This window comes from Pseudomonas lijiangensis, assembly GCF_018968705.1.
GTDB lineage: Bacteria > Pseudomonadota > Gammaproteobacteria > Pseudomonadales > Pseudomonadaceae > Aquipseudomonas > Aquipseudomonas lijiangensis.
Window position 1 is genome coordinate 1,961,453 of record NZ_CP076668.1, and the last position, 15,505, is coordinate 1,976,957.

The window sequence follows — 15,505 nt, forward strand, 5'->3', positions numbered from 1 at the left end:
GGGGATATGCCAGCATTACGTTCTTTCAGCCACAAAGCTGCTTTTGTGTGGAGCCCTCATGAACGAAAAAACGGCCCAAACTGCCGTGCTGCGTATCCCCGAAGGCTTGCAGATCCCAGCCCAGGTGATCTGCCATGCCACCAGCCTGCGTCGGGCGAGCCGGCGCATCTGTCAGTTGTATGACGCGATCATGGCGCCCTGTGGATTGCGTTCGACCCAGCGTTCGATCCTGATGCAGATCGCCCGCAATCAGGCTCTGAGCATGACCGAACTGGCCATGTTACTGGTACTGGACCGCTCGGCTCTGGCCCAGAATCTCAAGCCACTGGAGCGTGAAGGGTTTGTCGTGGTCGAGGTGGACCCTGATGACCGGCGCAGTCGCCTGGTGCGTCTGACCCAGAGCGGCGTGGACAAACTGCTGGAGTCCCAGGCCCTTTGGGAACAGGCCCAGCGTTGCTATGAGACCGCTCTGGGGGCAGAGCGGGCTCATGAGTTGCGTCAGTTGCTGGGCATGGTCCCGGTGGCCGATTATGGCGATGGCATCATCGGCGGGATGTAGGTCAGCGTTGTGCCCAGTGCCCACAGCAATACCAGCACCAGCGGCGTATGCACCAGCAGTTGCACGAACGAGAAGCCGATCAGGTCCCGGGCCTTCAATCCCAGCACGCCCAGCAGCGGCAGCATGTAGAACGGGTTGATCAGGTTGGGCAATGCTTCGGCTGCGTTGTAGATCTGTACTGACCAGCCAAGGTGGTACTTCAGTTCATTGGCGACCTGCATCACATAGGGCGCCTCGATGATCCACTTGCCGCCACCCGACGGGATGAAGAACCCCAGTACCGCCGAATAGATACCCATCAGCACCGCATAGGTGTCATGGGTGGCAATGCTGGTGAAAAAGGTCGAGATATGGTGCGCCAGGGTCTGTGCATCGCTGCCTTTGACTGTCGTCAGCAAGGCGGCGATGGAGCCATAGAGCGGAAACTGGATCAGCACGCCCGTGGTGGTCGGCACGGCACGGGTCACCGCATCCAGAAAGCTGCGTGGACGCCAGTGCAGCAGTGCGCCGAGCATGATGAACAGGAAGTTATAGGTATTCAGCCCTGAAATCGCAGTAATCGCAGGTTTGGTTGAAAACTCGTTGAAGAGCCAGCCGGCCCCCAGCAACACCATCAGAATGATCAGCAACGGACTGTATTCCAGCCATTCGCCGGGGCGTGTGCGGGGCGGCAGTGGTGGCAGATTAAAGGCCGGGTCAACGCCACAGTCCTCGGCAACTTTGGCGGCATTCGGGCCGGGAGCCGTGGCGTAGGCGACGATCAGGGAAATGACCACCAGTGCTGCCAGCATGACGCCCGACTGCCAGAGGAAAATGGTTTCGGTAAAGGGAATCACGCCCGTGATCGCCAGGATCGATGGCGGCAGGCTGCCCGGGTTGGCCTGCAGTTGTGCTGCCGAAGACGAAAGCCCAAGCGCCCAGACTGCGCCCAGCCCCAGATAGGCAGCAGCACCTGCGGCGCGATAGTCCATGCGCAGGTCGGTGCGACGGGCGAGGGCGCGCACCAGCAGGCCGCCGAATACCAGAGAAAGTCCCCAGTTCAGCAGGGAAGCCAGCATGGAAATCAGCGCCACCCAGGCCACGGCGGAGCGACCGTTTTTCGGGATGCGGGCCAGTCGATCGATCAGGCGCACCGCAGGCGGTGAGCTGGCGACCACATAGCCACCAATGACCACGAAAGCCATCTGCATGGTGAAGGGGATCAGGCTCCAGAAGCCATCACCGAAGGCCTTGGCTGCTTCGGCCGGTCTGGCACCGATGGCCAGTGTCGCCACGGTGACGATGGCTACCGCCAGTGCGGCAAAGACCCAGGAGTCGGGGAACCAGCGCTCGGCCCAGGCGGCACAGCGCAGGGCGAAGCGGGCCGAACGGCTTTCTTCTAGATGGGTGGACACGTGAGGTTTTCCTCTAATTATTGTTATAAGCGTCGGTCGTGCATTTCACTTCAAAAGGTCATTTCAACCACATCATCCGGCACGATCAGCTTGCCTGCGGTTTTGGCCACGATCTCTTCCACGCTGACTCCCGGCGCACGTTCGCGCAGGATGAAGGCACCGTTTTCGATTTCCAGATAGGCCAGGTCGGTCAGCACCCGCCGGATACAACCGGCACCGGTCAGTGGCAGGCTGCAACGGGGTAAAAGTTTGGATTCGCCGTCCTTGGATGCATGGGTCATGGTGACGATGATGTTGTCGGCACCTGCCACCAGATCCATCGCGCCACCCATGCCCTTGACCAGCTTGCCCGGGATCATCCATGACGCGATATTGCCTTCGACATCCACTTCAAAGGCGCCGAGAACCGTGAGGTCCACATGGCCGCCACGGATCATGGCGAAGGATTCGGCCGAGGAGAAAATCGAGGCGCCGATGCGGGCGGTCACTGTCTGTTTGCCCGCATTGATCATGTCGGCATCGATGGTTTCTTCAGTGGGAAACTCGCCCATGCCCAGCAGGCCGTTTTCCGATTGCAGCATCACGTCGATGTCTTTGGGGACATAGTTGGCCACCAGCGTCGGGATACCGATGCCCAGGTTGACGTAGTAACCGTCTTTCAATTCGCGGGCGACACGTTGAGCCATTTGTTCGCGGGAAAGTGCCATGGTCTGAAATCTCTTTTTGGTATGTGCCGCTTCCTGTCAAGGGAAGCCCCGGAAACATGAGCGATTCAGAGGTCCTTGAGCGTGCGCTTTTCAATGCGCTTCTCGAAGGTGCCCTGAATCACGCGATCGACATAAATCCCGGGGGTATGAATCTGGCTTGGGAGCAGCACGCCCGGCTCGACGATTTCCTCGACTTCGACCACCGTGATCCGGCCCGCCGTGGCGACCACCGGATTGAAGTTCTGCGCGGTATGACGATAGATGACGTTGCCGAAGTGGTCGGCTTTCCAGCCTCGCACCAGGGCGAAGTCGCCGGTAATGGCTTCTTCCAGAATGACATTGCGCCCGTTGAACTGGCGGGTTTCCTTGCCTTCGGCAACCGGGGTGCCGTAGCCGGTGGCGGTGTAGAACGCGGGGATGCCGGCACCGCCTGCGCGGAGTTTTTCTGCCAGGGTGCCCTGGGGCGTGAGTTCGACTTCCAGTTCGCCGCTGAGCAACTGCCGCTCGAACAGCGCGTTTTCGCCGACATAGGAGGAAATCATTTTTCGGATCTGGTGATCTTCCAGCAGGATGCCCAGGCCGAAACCGTCGACGCCGCAGTTGTTGGAAACCACCGTCAGGCCTTTGATGCCCATGCGCTTGATCTGCGCAATGAGGTTTTCCGGGATGCCACACAGACCGAAGCCGCCGCACAACACCGTCATGTCGTCGGTCAGGCCGGCAAGGGCCTCTTCATAGGTCGCGACACGTTTATCGAGTCCAGCCATGATGATTCGCCTTTTTTATTGTTGATCGTCAAGGACCGTTGTACTGCATCTTCTCTCTCGCTCAGTGATTTGTTAATTTTGTTTTTCTGATGAATTGATAAGAAAAGCAAATATATGAATGTCAAACAGCTTCGGGCGTTTCTGGCGGTTGCCCAATGCCTGAGCTTTGCCCAGGCCGGCGAGCGACTGCATCTGTCGCAGCCGGCCCTGAGCCTGACCATCAAGAGCCTGGAGGATGACCTCGGCGGACAGTTGCTCACGCGCACCACGCGCACGGTCAGCCTGACTCCGGAAGGCGAAATCCTGTTGCCACTGGCGCGCCAGCTGCTGGCCGACTGGGACAACACCGAAGAACTGCTGCGCCAGCGCTTCACGCTGCAGATGGGCAAAGTGTCGGTGGCGGCGATGCCTTCGTTTGCAGGCAATCTGTTGCCGGGCGCATTGAAGGTCTTTCGCGGGCTTTACCCACGGGTCAACGTGGCGGTGCATGACGTGATCAACGAGCAGGTGGTGGAAATGGTGCGCCATCGCCGGGTCGAACTGGGGATCGGTTTCGAGCCCGAATCGAGCAATTCGCTGGTCTTCACGCCGTTTTACATGGACCGTTTTGTCGCCGTGGTCGCAGCGGATTCGCCACTGGCCCGGCGCAAGCAACTGACCTGGCACGAGCTGTTGCGCGAGGATTTCATCGCACTGCAACGCCCGTCGGCCGTGCGCCTGCTGTTGGAGGAGGCGATTGCAACGCAACACGGCAAGCTTTCGGTGGCGTTCGAGAGCCATCAGTTGTCCACCATCGGCCGCATGGTCGCCAATGGCCTGGGCGTCAGTGCAGTACCTGCGTTATGCATCCAGCAGATGCAGGAACTGGGTGCCCGCTGCATTGCTCTGGTCGAGCCGCGTATCGAAAGGCGCATTGGCCTGATGATGCTGGCCGATCACAAACTCTCTGCAGCGGCCCATGCGCTGCGCGAGGTATTGATCCAGCACGCCGAAAAAGTCGATAGCCACTATCACGACGGATGATTTCTGCCTGAGGGAGCCGGGGATTAACCTTTGTTCATTTCCCAAAGCGAGTCAGTCTGGAGGCTCCCATGAATCATATTTTTGCTCTTGGTCTTGTCGTGTTCTTCAGCGCTGTGCTGCTGGGCGGCTGCTCCACTCATCACTCGGTCGAGTTGCGTCCCTATACCGCCGAGGAAACTCATCAACTGGCACTGGAAGACCTGAACCGCCGCGGTCTGTCGTTCGACGAGTATCAGGCGCGCAAGGCGCAACTGATGGCTGATCCGTCCATTCAACAGGTTCGCGAGTTTGATAAAACCGGTGAAGTGAGCGTTGATCGTGGAACCTTGCTGGAAGGCGGTCGCGGCTGAAAGCGGCTTAACAATTTTACAAAAAACGATTTTTTATAAAACTGTACCGGTAAAAGTTTCCCCCACTGTCCGTGTGTTTGCAGGTGATGCTCCGCTAGGGTGAGCGCCTGACTTACCCTCTTCTGGACAGTGCGATGTTCCTCTCTTTCGATCTGCTGCTGGCTTTCGCATTGTTTGCGTTTGTCGCCTCCGTGACACCAGGCCCCAACAATACGATGCTGCTGGCATCGGGGGTGAACTTCGGTTTCCAACGTACCCTCCCGCATATGGCGGGGATCAGTATCGGCTTTTTCGTGCTGATATTGTCGGTGGGCTTTGGCCTGGGCGGTCTGTTCAAGACCTGGCCTGTGCTCTACACCATTCTGCGTTATGTGGGCGCGGCCTATTTGCTGTATCTGGCCTGGAAAATCGCCACTTCGGGTCCAGCTTCAGATTCCACGGAGCAGCGCGGCGACCCCTTGGGCTTTCTCCCGGCGGCGTTGTTCCAGTGGGTCAATCCCAAGGCCTGGGTGATGGCGATTGGCGCGATCAGCACCTACACGCCGGTGGAAGGGTATTTCATCAATGTGCTGGTCATCGCGTCGGTATTCGCCCTGATCGGCTTGCCGTGCGTCTGCATCTGGGCCGGGTTCGGCAGTTTGCTGCGCAACGTCTTGCGCGACCCTCTGAAGCTGCGGATCTTCAATGGCGTGATGGCGGTTTTGCTGGTGGTGTCGCTGTATCCGCTGGTGCTTGAGCACTAGTTTTTTGTGGGAGACTTGAAAAAGTCATTGTCTGGAGTTGTTCGCGAATGAATTCGCTCCCACAGGTTTTATGTGTGTAGGAGCGAATTCATTCGCGAAGAGGGACCTTACAACGCCAATTGCAAATGCCCGCCTTGCTGTTTTCTGCGCGCCTGAAGCCGATGCTGCAACCCCAGCAGGAAATGTTCCAGCCCTTCACGCAGGCGTTCGGTGAGAATTTCATCCAGCTCACCGCCCAGTTCGTTATCGCTGTAACTGATCTGGGTATCGATGGCGAAGATACCGTGCAGCACTTCCTGTGATTTCAGCGCAGAAAGCACCGGTTTGAGGGCGTAATCCACGGCCAGCATATGGGCGATGCTGCCGCCGGTGGCCAATGGCAGCACCACTTTGCCGAGCAGGGCGCGCTCGGGAAGCAGGTCCAGCAGAGTTTTGAGGGCGCCGGAGAACGAAGCCTTGTAGACCGGCGTGCCGATCAGCAGGCCGTCGGCCTGGCGGACGGCTTCGATGAAGTCCTGGACCTGAGGGCTGTCGAACTGGGCGAAGAGCAGGTCTTCGGCCTTGAAGTCACGAATGCGCAGCGTCGTGACATTGACGCCCTGGTTTTCCAGCCAGCGACTGGCATGGGCCAGAACAACGCCGGAGCGGGATTTGGGGGAGGGGCTGCCTGAAAGCGAAACGACCAACATGCTGAATTCCTTGCGATAAGCGTAAACCTGCAAAGCAGCATGTGTGCCAGCCTCGTATTTTTCACAAGCTATTGAAAATAAAGGCTTTATTTTAAAGTCGAGTCTGGGACTGCAAATGCCTGGTGCTGAATCGGCAGGCAAGTGCTGATCCACTGTTGCTGGGCAGACACTTTCGGCGGGCAAAAAAATCCCCGCACCGGTCAGTGCAGGGATGTTTTGTGGCGGGTTCAGTTGGTGAAGGCTGCGCCTGTCTGGACCACGCTGGCCGAGCCGAGCAATTGACTGATGAACCGGCTCCATCGCGTGATGTTGGCAGGTCCCACGAACACCACGTCCTGAGCCCGCAGTTCAAACTGGCCGGCCAGCAGGTAGGCGGTAGGTTTTTTGGCATTGAGGTGATAGACCGTGGACGCCGCATTGGCCTGGTTCTCTGCACCACGAATCACATACACCGCGTCGCCATCGGCACTTTCCGGGCTCAGGCCACCGGAGCTGCCGAGGGCTTCGAGCAACGTCACGCTGGTGGTGCCGAAGGAAATGACCTGCGGGTTACGCACTTCGCCCAACACGTAGATCTTGTTCTTGGAGTTGCTGTTGAGGTGCAGGTAGTCGCCATCCTTGAGGAATATCTTGCTCAGTTGCGAGCCCTGCCGGTTGAGCGAGTCGATATCGATCAGGTAGTCCCGACCGTCTCGCCTGAGGCTCAGTCCCGCAAGGTTGGCATCGGTCAGATCGATACCGGCGGTGCTGACGGCCTGCACCAGGCTCAAGGGAATATTGGTGATCGATTGCGGGCCGGGGGTCTTGAATGAACCCGATAGCAGGACGCGCTGGCTGTTGTAGCGCAGCACTTTCACGTCCACCTTGACCTCGGTGTATTGCGGTGCCAGCCCCATGCGCAGTTGTTCGCGAATCTGGCTGACTGTCTTGCCCCCAGCCCTGATCCGGCCGACATAGGGGAAGAACAGCGTGCCGTCGCTCAGCACTTCCCGCGTGTTGGCGTCCAGTTGGTCCTGTGAGCCCGGTGCCGTCAGTTCGGGATGCTCGAAGACCGTGACCAGCAGAGTGTCGCCCGGGCCGACCGTATATTCAGGGGTTTTGTAATTCAGCAGCTCAGGGGGCAGAGCCACCGCATTGGAAGCGATGCGTTGTTGCTGTTGTTGCAGGCTCTGGGGAGTGATGTTGACCAATTGAGCCTTGGGACCATCCGGATCATCAGCCGTGACGTCCTCTGAAGTCATGTGCTGGCCGGGGGCAAACACACATCCCTGCAGTATCAGACCGCAGAGCATCATAACAACCAGGTTTCTATTCATATGAGAGTTCCTTGCTGACGGTGCGTCAGGCACCACGATGATTTCATTGCTTCCCTGTTCCACATGTCGCTGCGGCTTGATGTCTTGTGCGCGCACATACCTCCCTCCGGCGTCGGGTGCCCGGAATCCTGTGTTTCGTTTGGGGTGAGGACTGTCGAGTCAGTCAGAAGGCGTTCTTGTTGAGAAAGCCTTTGAACAGGGTCAACAGGATGATTTTGAGATCCAGCCAGACTGACCAGTGCTCGATGTATTCAAGGTCGAACTCGACACGCTTCTGCATCTTGTCCAGCGTGTCGGTTTCGCCACGCCAGCCATTGATCTGTGCCCAGCCTGTGATCCCCGGCTTGACCTTGTGCCGCAACATGTAGCCGCTGACCTGTTTGCGGTATTGCTCGTTGTGCGCCACGGCATGGGGGCGCGGGCCGACGATGGACATGTCGCCGCGCAGCACATTGAGAAACTGCGGCAGTTCATCCAGGGATGTCCGGCGCAGAAAAGCCCCCAGCGGCGTGATGCGCGTATCGTTGCGCGTTGCCTGACGTACCTCGGAGCCGTTTTCCTGAACATTCATGCTGCGGAATTTCCAGACCATGATCGGTCGTCCGTCCAGGCCGTAACGTCGCTGGCGAAACAGCACCGGGCCTTGTGACGTCAGCTTGATTGCAAGGGCGATCAGCAGCATGGGCAAGGCGATCAGCAACAGAATCAGGACTGACAGCACAATGTCCTCGGCCCGTTTGACCAGGCTCCAGGCGCCATCCATGGGTGAGTCGAAAATGCTGATACTGGCCAGGCCATTGATGCTTTCGCTGCGGGCATGCAGCAGCTCGAACATGAAAATGTCCGGGATCAGGTACACCGACGCCGTGGTGTCACTGAGCCCCGTGATCAGTTCACGCAGGTAGGGTTCGCCGCTGAATGCCAGGGTGATGTAGACCTTGTCGACCTTGCCTGCCCGGGCGTCGTCGATCAGTTGTTCGAGATTGCCCAGCACCGGCACATGATGACCGTTGCTGTTGAGCTCCATCTGCATGGGTTGCGAGTCGTAGAAGCCCAGCAGATTCAGGCCCATCCACGGCGCGCTGGAAATGGACTGCGCCAGCCGGGCACCGACCTGGCCGGTGCCGACAATCGCGACCCGCCTTGTATTGAAACCGTGACGCCGCAAACCATGCAGGATCCGGCGAATCAGCAGCCGATAGCCACACAGGGCTGCCAGTACCAGCGCGAACCAGGTCATGTGGCTGTTATCGGGCATCCGCAAGCTGCTGAACAGCAGGTAGTCCACTGACAGCAGAATGACGAAGGTCAGGGCCCAGTAATTGAAGACCTTGGCCAGCTCGCGCAGGATGCGTTCGCCACGCCATGAGCCATAGAGCTGATGGAATTCGCTCAGCCAATGGAAAACCAGTACGGCAAGAATGATCTGGAACCAGATTTCGGCGGTGCTGGCTGCCGGTTGGTGCTGACTCTGCCAATAGCCGATCAGCACAATGATGGTCAGGTCCAGCAGGCGATGGGCCACTGACAAGGCTGATTGATGGGCGTGCAGGATGCCGCGGACTGGGGTGCGCATTCAGGGGCTCGCTCAAACGGATTCGGTTGGAACGACTCGGGACGACACTTCGTTGTTGATCCGGCTCGGGCTGTCTGGATTCAGCCAGAGCCGGGTCGGCAGGTGGGTCAGGTGCGTGGCGCTCATGCGGCTCTCGACGAAGGAGCGGATTTCCTGCTCGAAGCGCCGCACCGAAAACCGTTCGGCATTGGCCCGGCAGGCCTGGGCACTGATGAGCGATTGCGCGGATTCGAACTCACTGATGGCCGCGATCAGCGAAGCCACGTTCTGCTGCCTGTAGAACACGCCGGTGGGCTGTGGGTGATCCAGCCCGTGAACGGTTTCCAGCACGCCTCCCTTGCCGAAGGCAATCACCGGCGTGCCGCAGGCCTGGGCTTCCACCGGGCTGATTCCGAAATCCTCTTCTGCCGCGAACACGAAAGCCCTGGCGGCGCGCATGTGTTCAAGCAGCACCGCTGCCGACTGAAAACCCAGCAGCCGAACGTTGGGTGCCTTGCTGGCAATGGCCTGGGCCTTGGCCATGTCCGGGCCATCGCCCACCACCACCAGTTGCTTGTCCGGCATGGCGGCAAAGGCTTCGATGATCATCGGCAGGCGCTTGTAAGGCACCATGCGTGAGGCGGTGAAGTAATAGTTCTGCCGGGGACCTTCCTGGAAGGTGAAGTTCTGGGTGTCCACCGGCGGGTAGATCACCGTGGATTCACGGCGGTAAGCCTTGCAGATCCTCGCGCCAATGAAGCGCGAGTTGGCGATGAAATCATCGACGCCGGTGGAGGTGCGCTGATCCCACAGGCGCATGTAATGCAGCACCAGCCGCGCCAGCTTGCCCTTGAGGCCCTTGTCCAGGCCCGACTCGCGCAGGTATTGATGCTGCAGGTCCCAGGCATAGCGAATAGGCGAGTGGACATAGCTGACATGCAACTGGTCAGGGCCGGTGAGCACGCCCTTGGCCACGGCATGGCTGCTGCTGATGACCAGGTCGTAGCCGGACAGATCCAGTTGCTCGATGGCCAGTGGCATCAACGGCAGGTAGCGCTGATAGCGGGTTCTGGCGCCCGGCAGGTTCTGGATAAAGGTGGTCGTGGCGACCTTGCCACCCAGATGGGCGCGATCTTCGTCGCTGAGAAAGTCGATGACCGCAAACAGATCCGCTTCGGGCCAGATATTGATCAGTGAAGCCAGCACGCGCTCGGCACCGGCATAGGTCACCAGCCAGTCGTGGACGATAGCAATTCTCATGGAGATTCCTTGCTCTGTAGCTCGCTCTACTTCAGGCGCAGGCTGATCGCGTCTTGGCGTGGCCGTTCTGTTGAGATTCAGTTTTTCCCCGAAGGGGTTTCCGGCACGGGGCGGGTATTGGCAGCGTGTTGAGGTGATGAGCCCAGAAGGGCATCGATGCGTTGTGACAGGCGTATGGCCGAGCTTTCCCAGGAAAAGCGCGTCACGTTGTTCAGGCCGTGCGTGCGCAATGCCTTGCGCAACGGTTCATCGATCAGCACCCGCTGCATGGCTGCAGCCATGTGGCTGACATCCAGAGGGTCGAAATACAGGGCGCTGGATTGCAGCACTTCGGGGATAGAGGCCGCATTGGCCGCCAGCACCGGGCAACCGCAGGCCTGGGCTTCCAGTGGCGGAATGCCGAAGCCTTCGTACAGTGAAGGGAACACGAAGGCCGTGGCGCCCTGGTACTGCCTGATCAGCTCGGCATCGCTGAGGCGTCCCAGAAAGCGTATCCGCGGGTCCCGGCAGGCCAGGCGTTGCAGGTCCGGGTCTGCAAAGACCCCGTGGGCGCCGCCGACGATGTGCAACTGGACATCTTCATGCCCGCGCAGGCTCATGAAAGCCTGGATCATCCGGTGGAAGTTTTTGTGCGCGCTTGGGGATGACACGGCCAGCAGGTATTTCCCGCTATCTTGCGCAGGAGGCTGAGGCATGAAGGCGTCGCTGACGGCGGCGGGCAGAACCAGAACCTTTTTTTCCGGGAAACCGTAGAACCGGGAAATCTCGCCTCTGGAAAAACTGCTGCTGGTCACAAGCGTTTTGATCCGCGAGAGCAGGAGCGGCGTGATGATCCGGTAAACGGTCCTGAAGGTTCGTGTGTAACTCTGCGGGAAGCGTGCATAGGTAATGTCGTGATGGGTCGCAATCTGATTGCTGTAAAAAACCGGGCCGGTGCTGCAGGTCGACAGCAGCAGCGGGCTGCCCTGGCGACGCAGGTACAGTGGCAGGTCGATTTGTTCCCACAGGTGACCGCTATTGCGTCCGATGCAGCGCACCTCCAGCGCCCTGGCGCTTTCATGGCGCTTGATCCCGTGGGGCGCGACAAAAACCAGGTCGTTGCGTATCTCCTTGAGTGCAAGGCATAACTGCTCTGCGAAGCGCTGGACCCCGCCTATTTCCTGGGTAAGAAACCGGGCATTGATAAAGATCATTAAGTGCATCCTGCAAGGTAGTGGGTGGTGTGTGTTCGCTTGACGCACTGACGCTGATCAGTTGAGGTACAAACAAAACCTGTAGGAGGCAGCTTGCTGGCGAAAAAGGCCTGAAAACCGGCAGATATGCTGAGGCTGAAGAAGTCGCCAGCAAGCTGTCTCCCACAAGGTGATTTATCGCTTTAACTGATCGACATGTCGCTTCAGTGTGCGTCGTGAGCGAATAGCGCTGGTCTTGTGCCCAGACTGATTATTTTTGGAAACTCATTGATCGGAACCTGTGCCGAGCAGCGCGCGTCATTGCAGTTCCAGGGGATATCGGTGTCGAACTGACCTCGTTCGGGCTGGCCACTGTCGATGATGCGTACTGTTCCGTTCTGCATGCTGCTGGCCTCCACATGAGTCAGCCTCGGTACGCCGGTGGTCCAGGCCACCAGTATCTGTTCTGCGCCTTTGGCGAATCGCAGCAGATAAATGCTGTCCAGCTCGCGGCTTTTTTCAGCGTCATAGCGGTATTCGAGAATCGTGCTGCTGATGGCCTTGAGCGTCAGGTAGGCCGGTTTCAGGCTCAGGTCGTACTTGAGCAGACCGAAGTTCTGCTGCGGGTCATTGCTGTCCCGACCGCTGTCGATCAGGCCGTACCACCACAGGCCCTTGATGTCCGGCACGGTCTGGGCCAGGAAAAAACTGCGGGCCAGGAAGGCCGCCTGGGTCTGTTCGCTGATGCCGCATTTGCCCGTATTGGTGGGCCAGCCCATTTCTGTCAGATACAAAGGCACCGGGCGGGCGGCCAGGGTTCGCAGGTCGGCGTCGATCCAGCGCAACCAGGCGATCCAGCGTTCGGGTGTGTGGCGTTCTTCATGACGGCAATGCACATAAGGATGCAGTGACAAGCCATCGACCTGGTTCAGGACGCCGTTCTGGATCAGCCTGTCGGCAAACCCCAGGTCCATGCCCAGGCTGGTCACGGCGCCCGCCAGTATGGTCACCGGCTGCTTCTGTTTACGGATGTGGGCGACGCTTTCCTCGATCAGGTTGTTGTAGTCCTTGGTGGCCCATGCATCGACGGGGTTGTCCCGGTCCCACTCATTCCAGATCTCGTAGAGGTCGACGCTGTCGGCCAGTTCCCGGCTGACGAAGCTGACGTAGTTGCCGAATGCCAGGCTGACCGGGGGATGGCGGGGTTTTGCGTAGTTTTCGTAATACGGGTTGCCGTAGCCGAGCACCAGCAAAGGACGCAAGCGGTGTTCCTGAGCCTTGCTCAAGTATTCTCGCCAGGCAGGATCAATACGCATCAGGCCGCGCCGGGGTTCGACGGTGGTCCAGTAGGCATCGTCGCGAACCGAAGTGACGCCTGCTTCTTCCAGCAGCCTCAAGACCTTGGCCGAAGTGCCATTGTCGTTCATCAACTGGGTATCGACGCCGATGATGAAGGGCTCTTCTCCCTGTGCGATACGGATCGAAAGCAGCCACGGCAGAAAAAACATCAACAGTTTTCGCCAACAGGATGCAGGTGTTTTTGACATGGGTTGTCTCAATGAAGAGGCACGGTCCGGAGCGCTTGCTCAGTGGGGCACGGGCCGATGGATGTCACTACGCGGTATCGGGCAGGGAATGCAGCCGGGGCAATGCGATCCTGTCCTGCAAGGTCTGGATCAGAATGTTTTCGTACTGGTCCAGCATCAGCTCCAGGCTCAGAAAGTCAGCGACACTGCGACGAGCCTGAGCGCCAAGACGTGCCAGCAGTCTGGGTTGCTGATGCAGCTTGAGCATGGCCAGCCCCAGCGAGTCCTGGTCGTCGGGGCTGCAAAGCAGGCCATTGAGTTGATCCTTGATGATCTCGGTCAGGCCGCCCATACGGCTGGCGATGACCGGGCGCGAATGGGCGCAGGCTTCTACCGCAACCATGCCGAACGGCTCGTTCCACATGGAGGGCACGATGGCGACATCGATCTGGCGATAGAACGCCTCAGGGTTCTGATAACCGACAAAGCTGATGTTGGATGAAGTGGCCATTGCCTTGAATCGCTGTTCATCATTGATCTGCCCGCGCCCGGCGATCTGCAGGGTGGCGTTGAACGGCAGATGCTGGAACTGATCGATCAGCCAGCCGACGCCCTTGGGGTCCGACAAGGTGCCTATATAGCCGAAGCGCAGAGGCGCATCGGGCTCGGTTGTACGAACTTGAGAATCATGGGCCGGACATGGGCTGGCGTTATAGACAACGTAGCTTTTCGAACCCTTGAAATAACCCTTTTCCTGCAGGCTGTTGAGTAGAAAACGGCTGACACCTACCACGGCGTCCACTTGCGAAGAGCGTTCGTCGTGACCGGTGCGAAACCGTGTGCACAGCCCGCACTGTTTCCGGCAGCTATGACCCTTTTTGAACATGGTGCTGCTGGGGCAAAGCAGGTACATGTCATGCAGGACCTGCACGACCGGAATGCTGGCCTGGCTGATTTCATCCCAGGCCGAAACCGACCAGCCGGTGAGGTTGTGGCACATCACCAGATCGGGCTGCTCCAGTGACAGGACGCGCTTTACATGGTCGCGCATGCCAGGGTTATAGCGATCGCGCAGGTGCCAGCCAAGCCTTGCCAGACGTCCCGGGCGCTGTGCCGTGAAATGCCAGTACGTGTTGTGCAGACCGGCACGATAGACCTTGATCTGGTTGACCGCGTCCATGTGCAATCCGGCCCTGGCAGTGGTGCACAGTACCGTCACGCCATGACCGCGCTGCTGCAAGCCTTCAGCCATGCGTTGCAGAATGATCTCGGCCCCGCCGCCGATATCGGGTGCATAAAGGCTGCTGATGAACAGGATTTTCATAGTGGATACGTCCTGTTCAAACCCAGCACGCCGGCTTCTCCGTCTCGTATGGCTGCTTCGATCAGGTTCAGGCGTTGTTCGGCATCGCAGCGTCGGGCAATCACCCTCAGCAGGCAGAAAAATATCCCGCGGTTGAGCCGGTAGAGCATCGATGACGAGGCCCAGACATTCTTGTCGAACCAGGCCTGGTTGCGGGCACCGTAATAGGCGCGCAGGTCCGATCCGCCCAGCAGGTAGTTTTCATAGACATTGCTGCTGCGGGCCTTGATGTTCCAGGAGTCTTCCAGGTCATCGAGCAAGGCTTCGGGCACCAGAAAAATCCGCCCGCCACCGGCCGTGATACGCCAGGTGTATTCGCTGTCGTCGGCATACAGCTTCAAGGCATCCAGCGGCAGTCCGATTTTCTGATAAAGACTGCGATGAGCCAGCAGGCCGCCGTAGGTAGCAAAGGGCAATTGCACCATGTGCGGCGCGCCCTGCAAGGCTTGAGGCCGTCCCCAGGGCAGGCGTCTCCAGATCTTGTAGGGCAGTTGCGCGATATGAAACCCGAAAAAGCTCGAGCGCCGCTGGATGGCGAAACGCTGTGGTACGCCTGAAGCAATGTCGGCCTGATGAGTCGGACGAAAGCCCAGAACGGCAGCCTTGTCCTTGCCATCGATCTGTTCGCGCTGATGCAGGTATTTATGCAGGATCGAAATGGCATTGATGGTCGGCGCGTTGTCATCGTCCATCAGCCAGATGTACTCGGCCCCGGCATCCAGTGCCGCCTGGATACCCACCGCATAACCATTGGCCGAGCCGGTATTGTCGGGCAGATAGATCACCTGCACCTGGCCGGGCCATTTGTTGCTCAGGGATTCCAGAGGCGCCACTGAAGCGTTGCTGACAATGATGACGCGTTCTATCTGCGGACTTTCCAGCGAGCGGCTGACGAGTGTGTGCAGGTATTTGAAACGATCACCATAGGTGAGCGTCACCAGCGTGGTTCGGTTGATCATGGTGAGGTTCCAGAATGGAGGTTCTGTAGTAATGCTGATTGGCTAAGGCACAAACAAAACTTGTGGGAGGCAGCTTGCTGGCGAAAAAGGCCTGAAACTGGCAGATATTCTGCGTCGTACGC

15 protein-coding genes are annotated in these 15,505 nt (G+C 58.8%); 4 read left to right on the plus strand and 11 right to left on the minus strand.

The window, feature by feature from the left end:
* The first annotated feature begins 58 nt into the window (after nucleotides 1-58).
* On the plus strand, nucleotides 59-559 hold the full coding sequence (locus KQP88_RS08545) for a MarR family winged helix-turn-helix transcriptional regulator (RefSeq protein ID WP_200994029.1): 501 nt from the start codon (nucleotides 59-61) through the stop codon (nucleotides 557-559).
* Here the strand turns inward: KQP88_RS08545 and KQP88_RS08550 are convergent.
* The 3 genes from KQP88_RS08550 to KQP88_RS08560 all read right to left on the minus strand — a co-directional run bounded on the left by KQP88_RS08550 (nucleotide 529) and on the right by KQP88_RS08560 (nucleotide 3,427).
* Nucleotides 529-1,953 (minus strand): short-chain fatty acid transporter, encoded by a 1,425-nt coding sequence (locus KQP88_RS08550; protein ID WP_216705391.1) that lies wholly within the window; start codon nucleotides 1,951-1,953, stop codon nucleotides 529-531. The genes KQP88_RS08545 and KQP88_RS08550 overlap by 31 nt on opposite strands.
* A 50-nt stretch (nucleotides 1,954-2,003) precedes the next feature.
* Nucleotides 2,004-2,660, minus strand: a complete 657-nt coding sequence (locus KQP88_RS08555) for a CoA transferase subunit B (RefSeq protein WP_216705392.1) — start codon at nucleotides 2,658-2,660, stop codon at nucleotides 2,004-2,006.
* Nucleotides 2,661-2,725: 65 nt separating this feature from the next.
* Entirely contained in the window at nucleotides 2,726-3,427 is a 702-nt protein-coding gene (locus KQP88_RS08560) for a CoA transferase subunit A (RefSeq protein ID WP_200994026.1), read from the minus strand.
* Between the two features lie 114 nt (nucleotides 3,428-3,541).
* Between KQP88_RS08560 and KQP88_RS08565 the strand changes: the two genes are divergently transcribed.
* The 3 genes from KQP88_RS08565 (at nucleotide 3,542) to KQP88_RS08575 (ending at nucleotide 5,543) form a co-directional block, all read left to right on the plus strand.
* Nucleotides 3,542-4,450, plus strand: a complete 909-nt coding sequence (locus tag KQP88_RS08565) for a LysR family transcriptional regulator (protein ID WP_200994025.1) — start codon at nucleotides 3,542-3,544, stop codon at nucleotides 4,448-4,450.
* Nucleotides 4,451-4,518: 68 nt separating this feature from the next.
* Complete coding sequence (locus KQP88_RS08570; protein ID WP_198728991.1) at nucleotides 4,519-4,800, plus strand: hypothetical protein; 282 nt, start codon at nucleotides 4,519-4,521, stop codon at nucleotides 4,798-4,800.
* A 134-nt stretch (nucleotides 4,801-4,934) separates the two neighbouring features.
* The gene (locus KQP88_RS08575) at nucleotides 4,935-5,543 is read left to right on the plus strand and encodes a LysE family translocator (protein ID WP_216705393.1); all 609 of its coding nucleotides are present in this window, start codon (nucleotides 4,935-4,937) and stop codon (nucleotides 5,541-5,543) included.
* A gap of 107 nt (nucleotides 5,544-5,650) precedes the next feature.
* On the opposite strand, the gene ssuE is transcribed toward KQP88_RS08575, so the two are convergent.
* From ssuE to KQP88_RS08615, 8 genes are all read right to left on the minus strand, one after another.
* Nucleotides 5,651-6,232, minus strand: a complete 582-nt coding sequence (ssuE, locus tag KQP88_RS08580; protein WP_200994023.1) for an NADPH-dependent FMN reductase — start codon at nucleotides 6,230-6,232, stop codon at nucleotides 5,651-5,653.
* Between the two features lie 227 nt (nucleotides 6,233-6,459).
* A complete protein-coding gene (locus tag KQP88_RS08585) occupies nucleotides 6,460-7,548 on the minus strand; it encodes a polysaccharide biosynthesis/export family protein (RefSeq protein WP_200994022.1) in 1,089 nt (362 codons plus the stop codon).
* Nucleotides 7,549-7,711: 163 nt separating this feature from the next.
* A complete protein-coding gene (locus KQP88_RS08590; RefSeq protein WP_200994021.1) occupies nucleotides 7,712-9,124 on the minus strand; it encodes an undecaprenyl-phosphate glucose phosphotransferase in 1,413 nt (470 codons plus the stop codon).
* Between the two features lie 12 nt (nucleotides 9,125-9,136).
* Complete coding sequence (locus tag KQP88_RS08595; protein ID WP_216705394.1) at nucleotides 9,137-10,363, minus strand: glycosyltransferase family 4 protein; 1,227 nt, start codon at nucleotides 10,361-10,363, stop codon at nucleotides 9,137-9,139.
* A gap of 77 nt (nucleotides 10,364-10,440) precedes the next feature.
* Nucleotides 10,441-11,556, minus strand: coding sequence for a glycosyltransferase family 4 protein (locus tag KQP88_RS08600; protein WP_216705395.1), 1,116 nt, complete (start codon nucleotides 11,554-11,556; stop codon nucleotides 10,441-10,443).
* A gap of 203 nt (nucleotides 11,557-11,759) precedes the next feature.
* Entirely contained in the window at nucleotides 11,760-13,043 is a 1,284-nt protein-coding gene (locus KQP88_RS08605; protein WP_216705396.1) for a hypothetical protein, read from the minus strand.
* 106 nt (nucleotides 13,044-13,149) lie between these two features.
* The gene (locus tag KQP88_RS08610) at nucleotides 13,150-14,385 is read right to left on the minus strand and encodes a glycosyltransferase family 4 protein (RefSeq protein WP_216705397.1); all 1,236 of its coding nucleotides are present in this window, start codon (nucleotides 14,383-14,385) and stop codon (nucleotides 13,150-13,152) included.
* Nucleotides 14,382-15,383, minus strand: a complete 1,002-nt coding sequence (locus KQP88_RS08615; RefSeq protein WP_216705398.1) for a glycosyltransferase — start codon at nucleotides 15,381-15,383, stop codon at nucleotides 14,382-14,384. Before KQP88_RS08615 ends, KQP88_RS08610 begins: the two co-directional genes overlap by 4 nt.
* Nucleotides 15,384-15,505 lie beyond the last annotated feature (122 nt).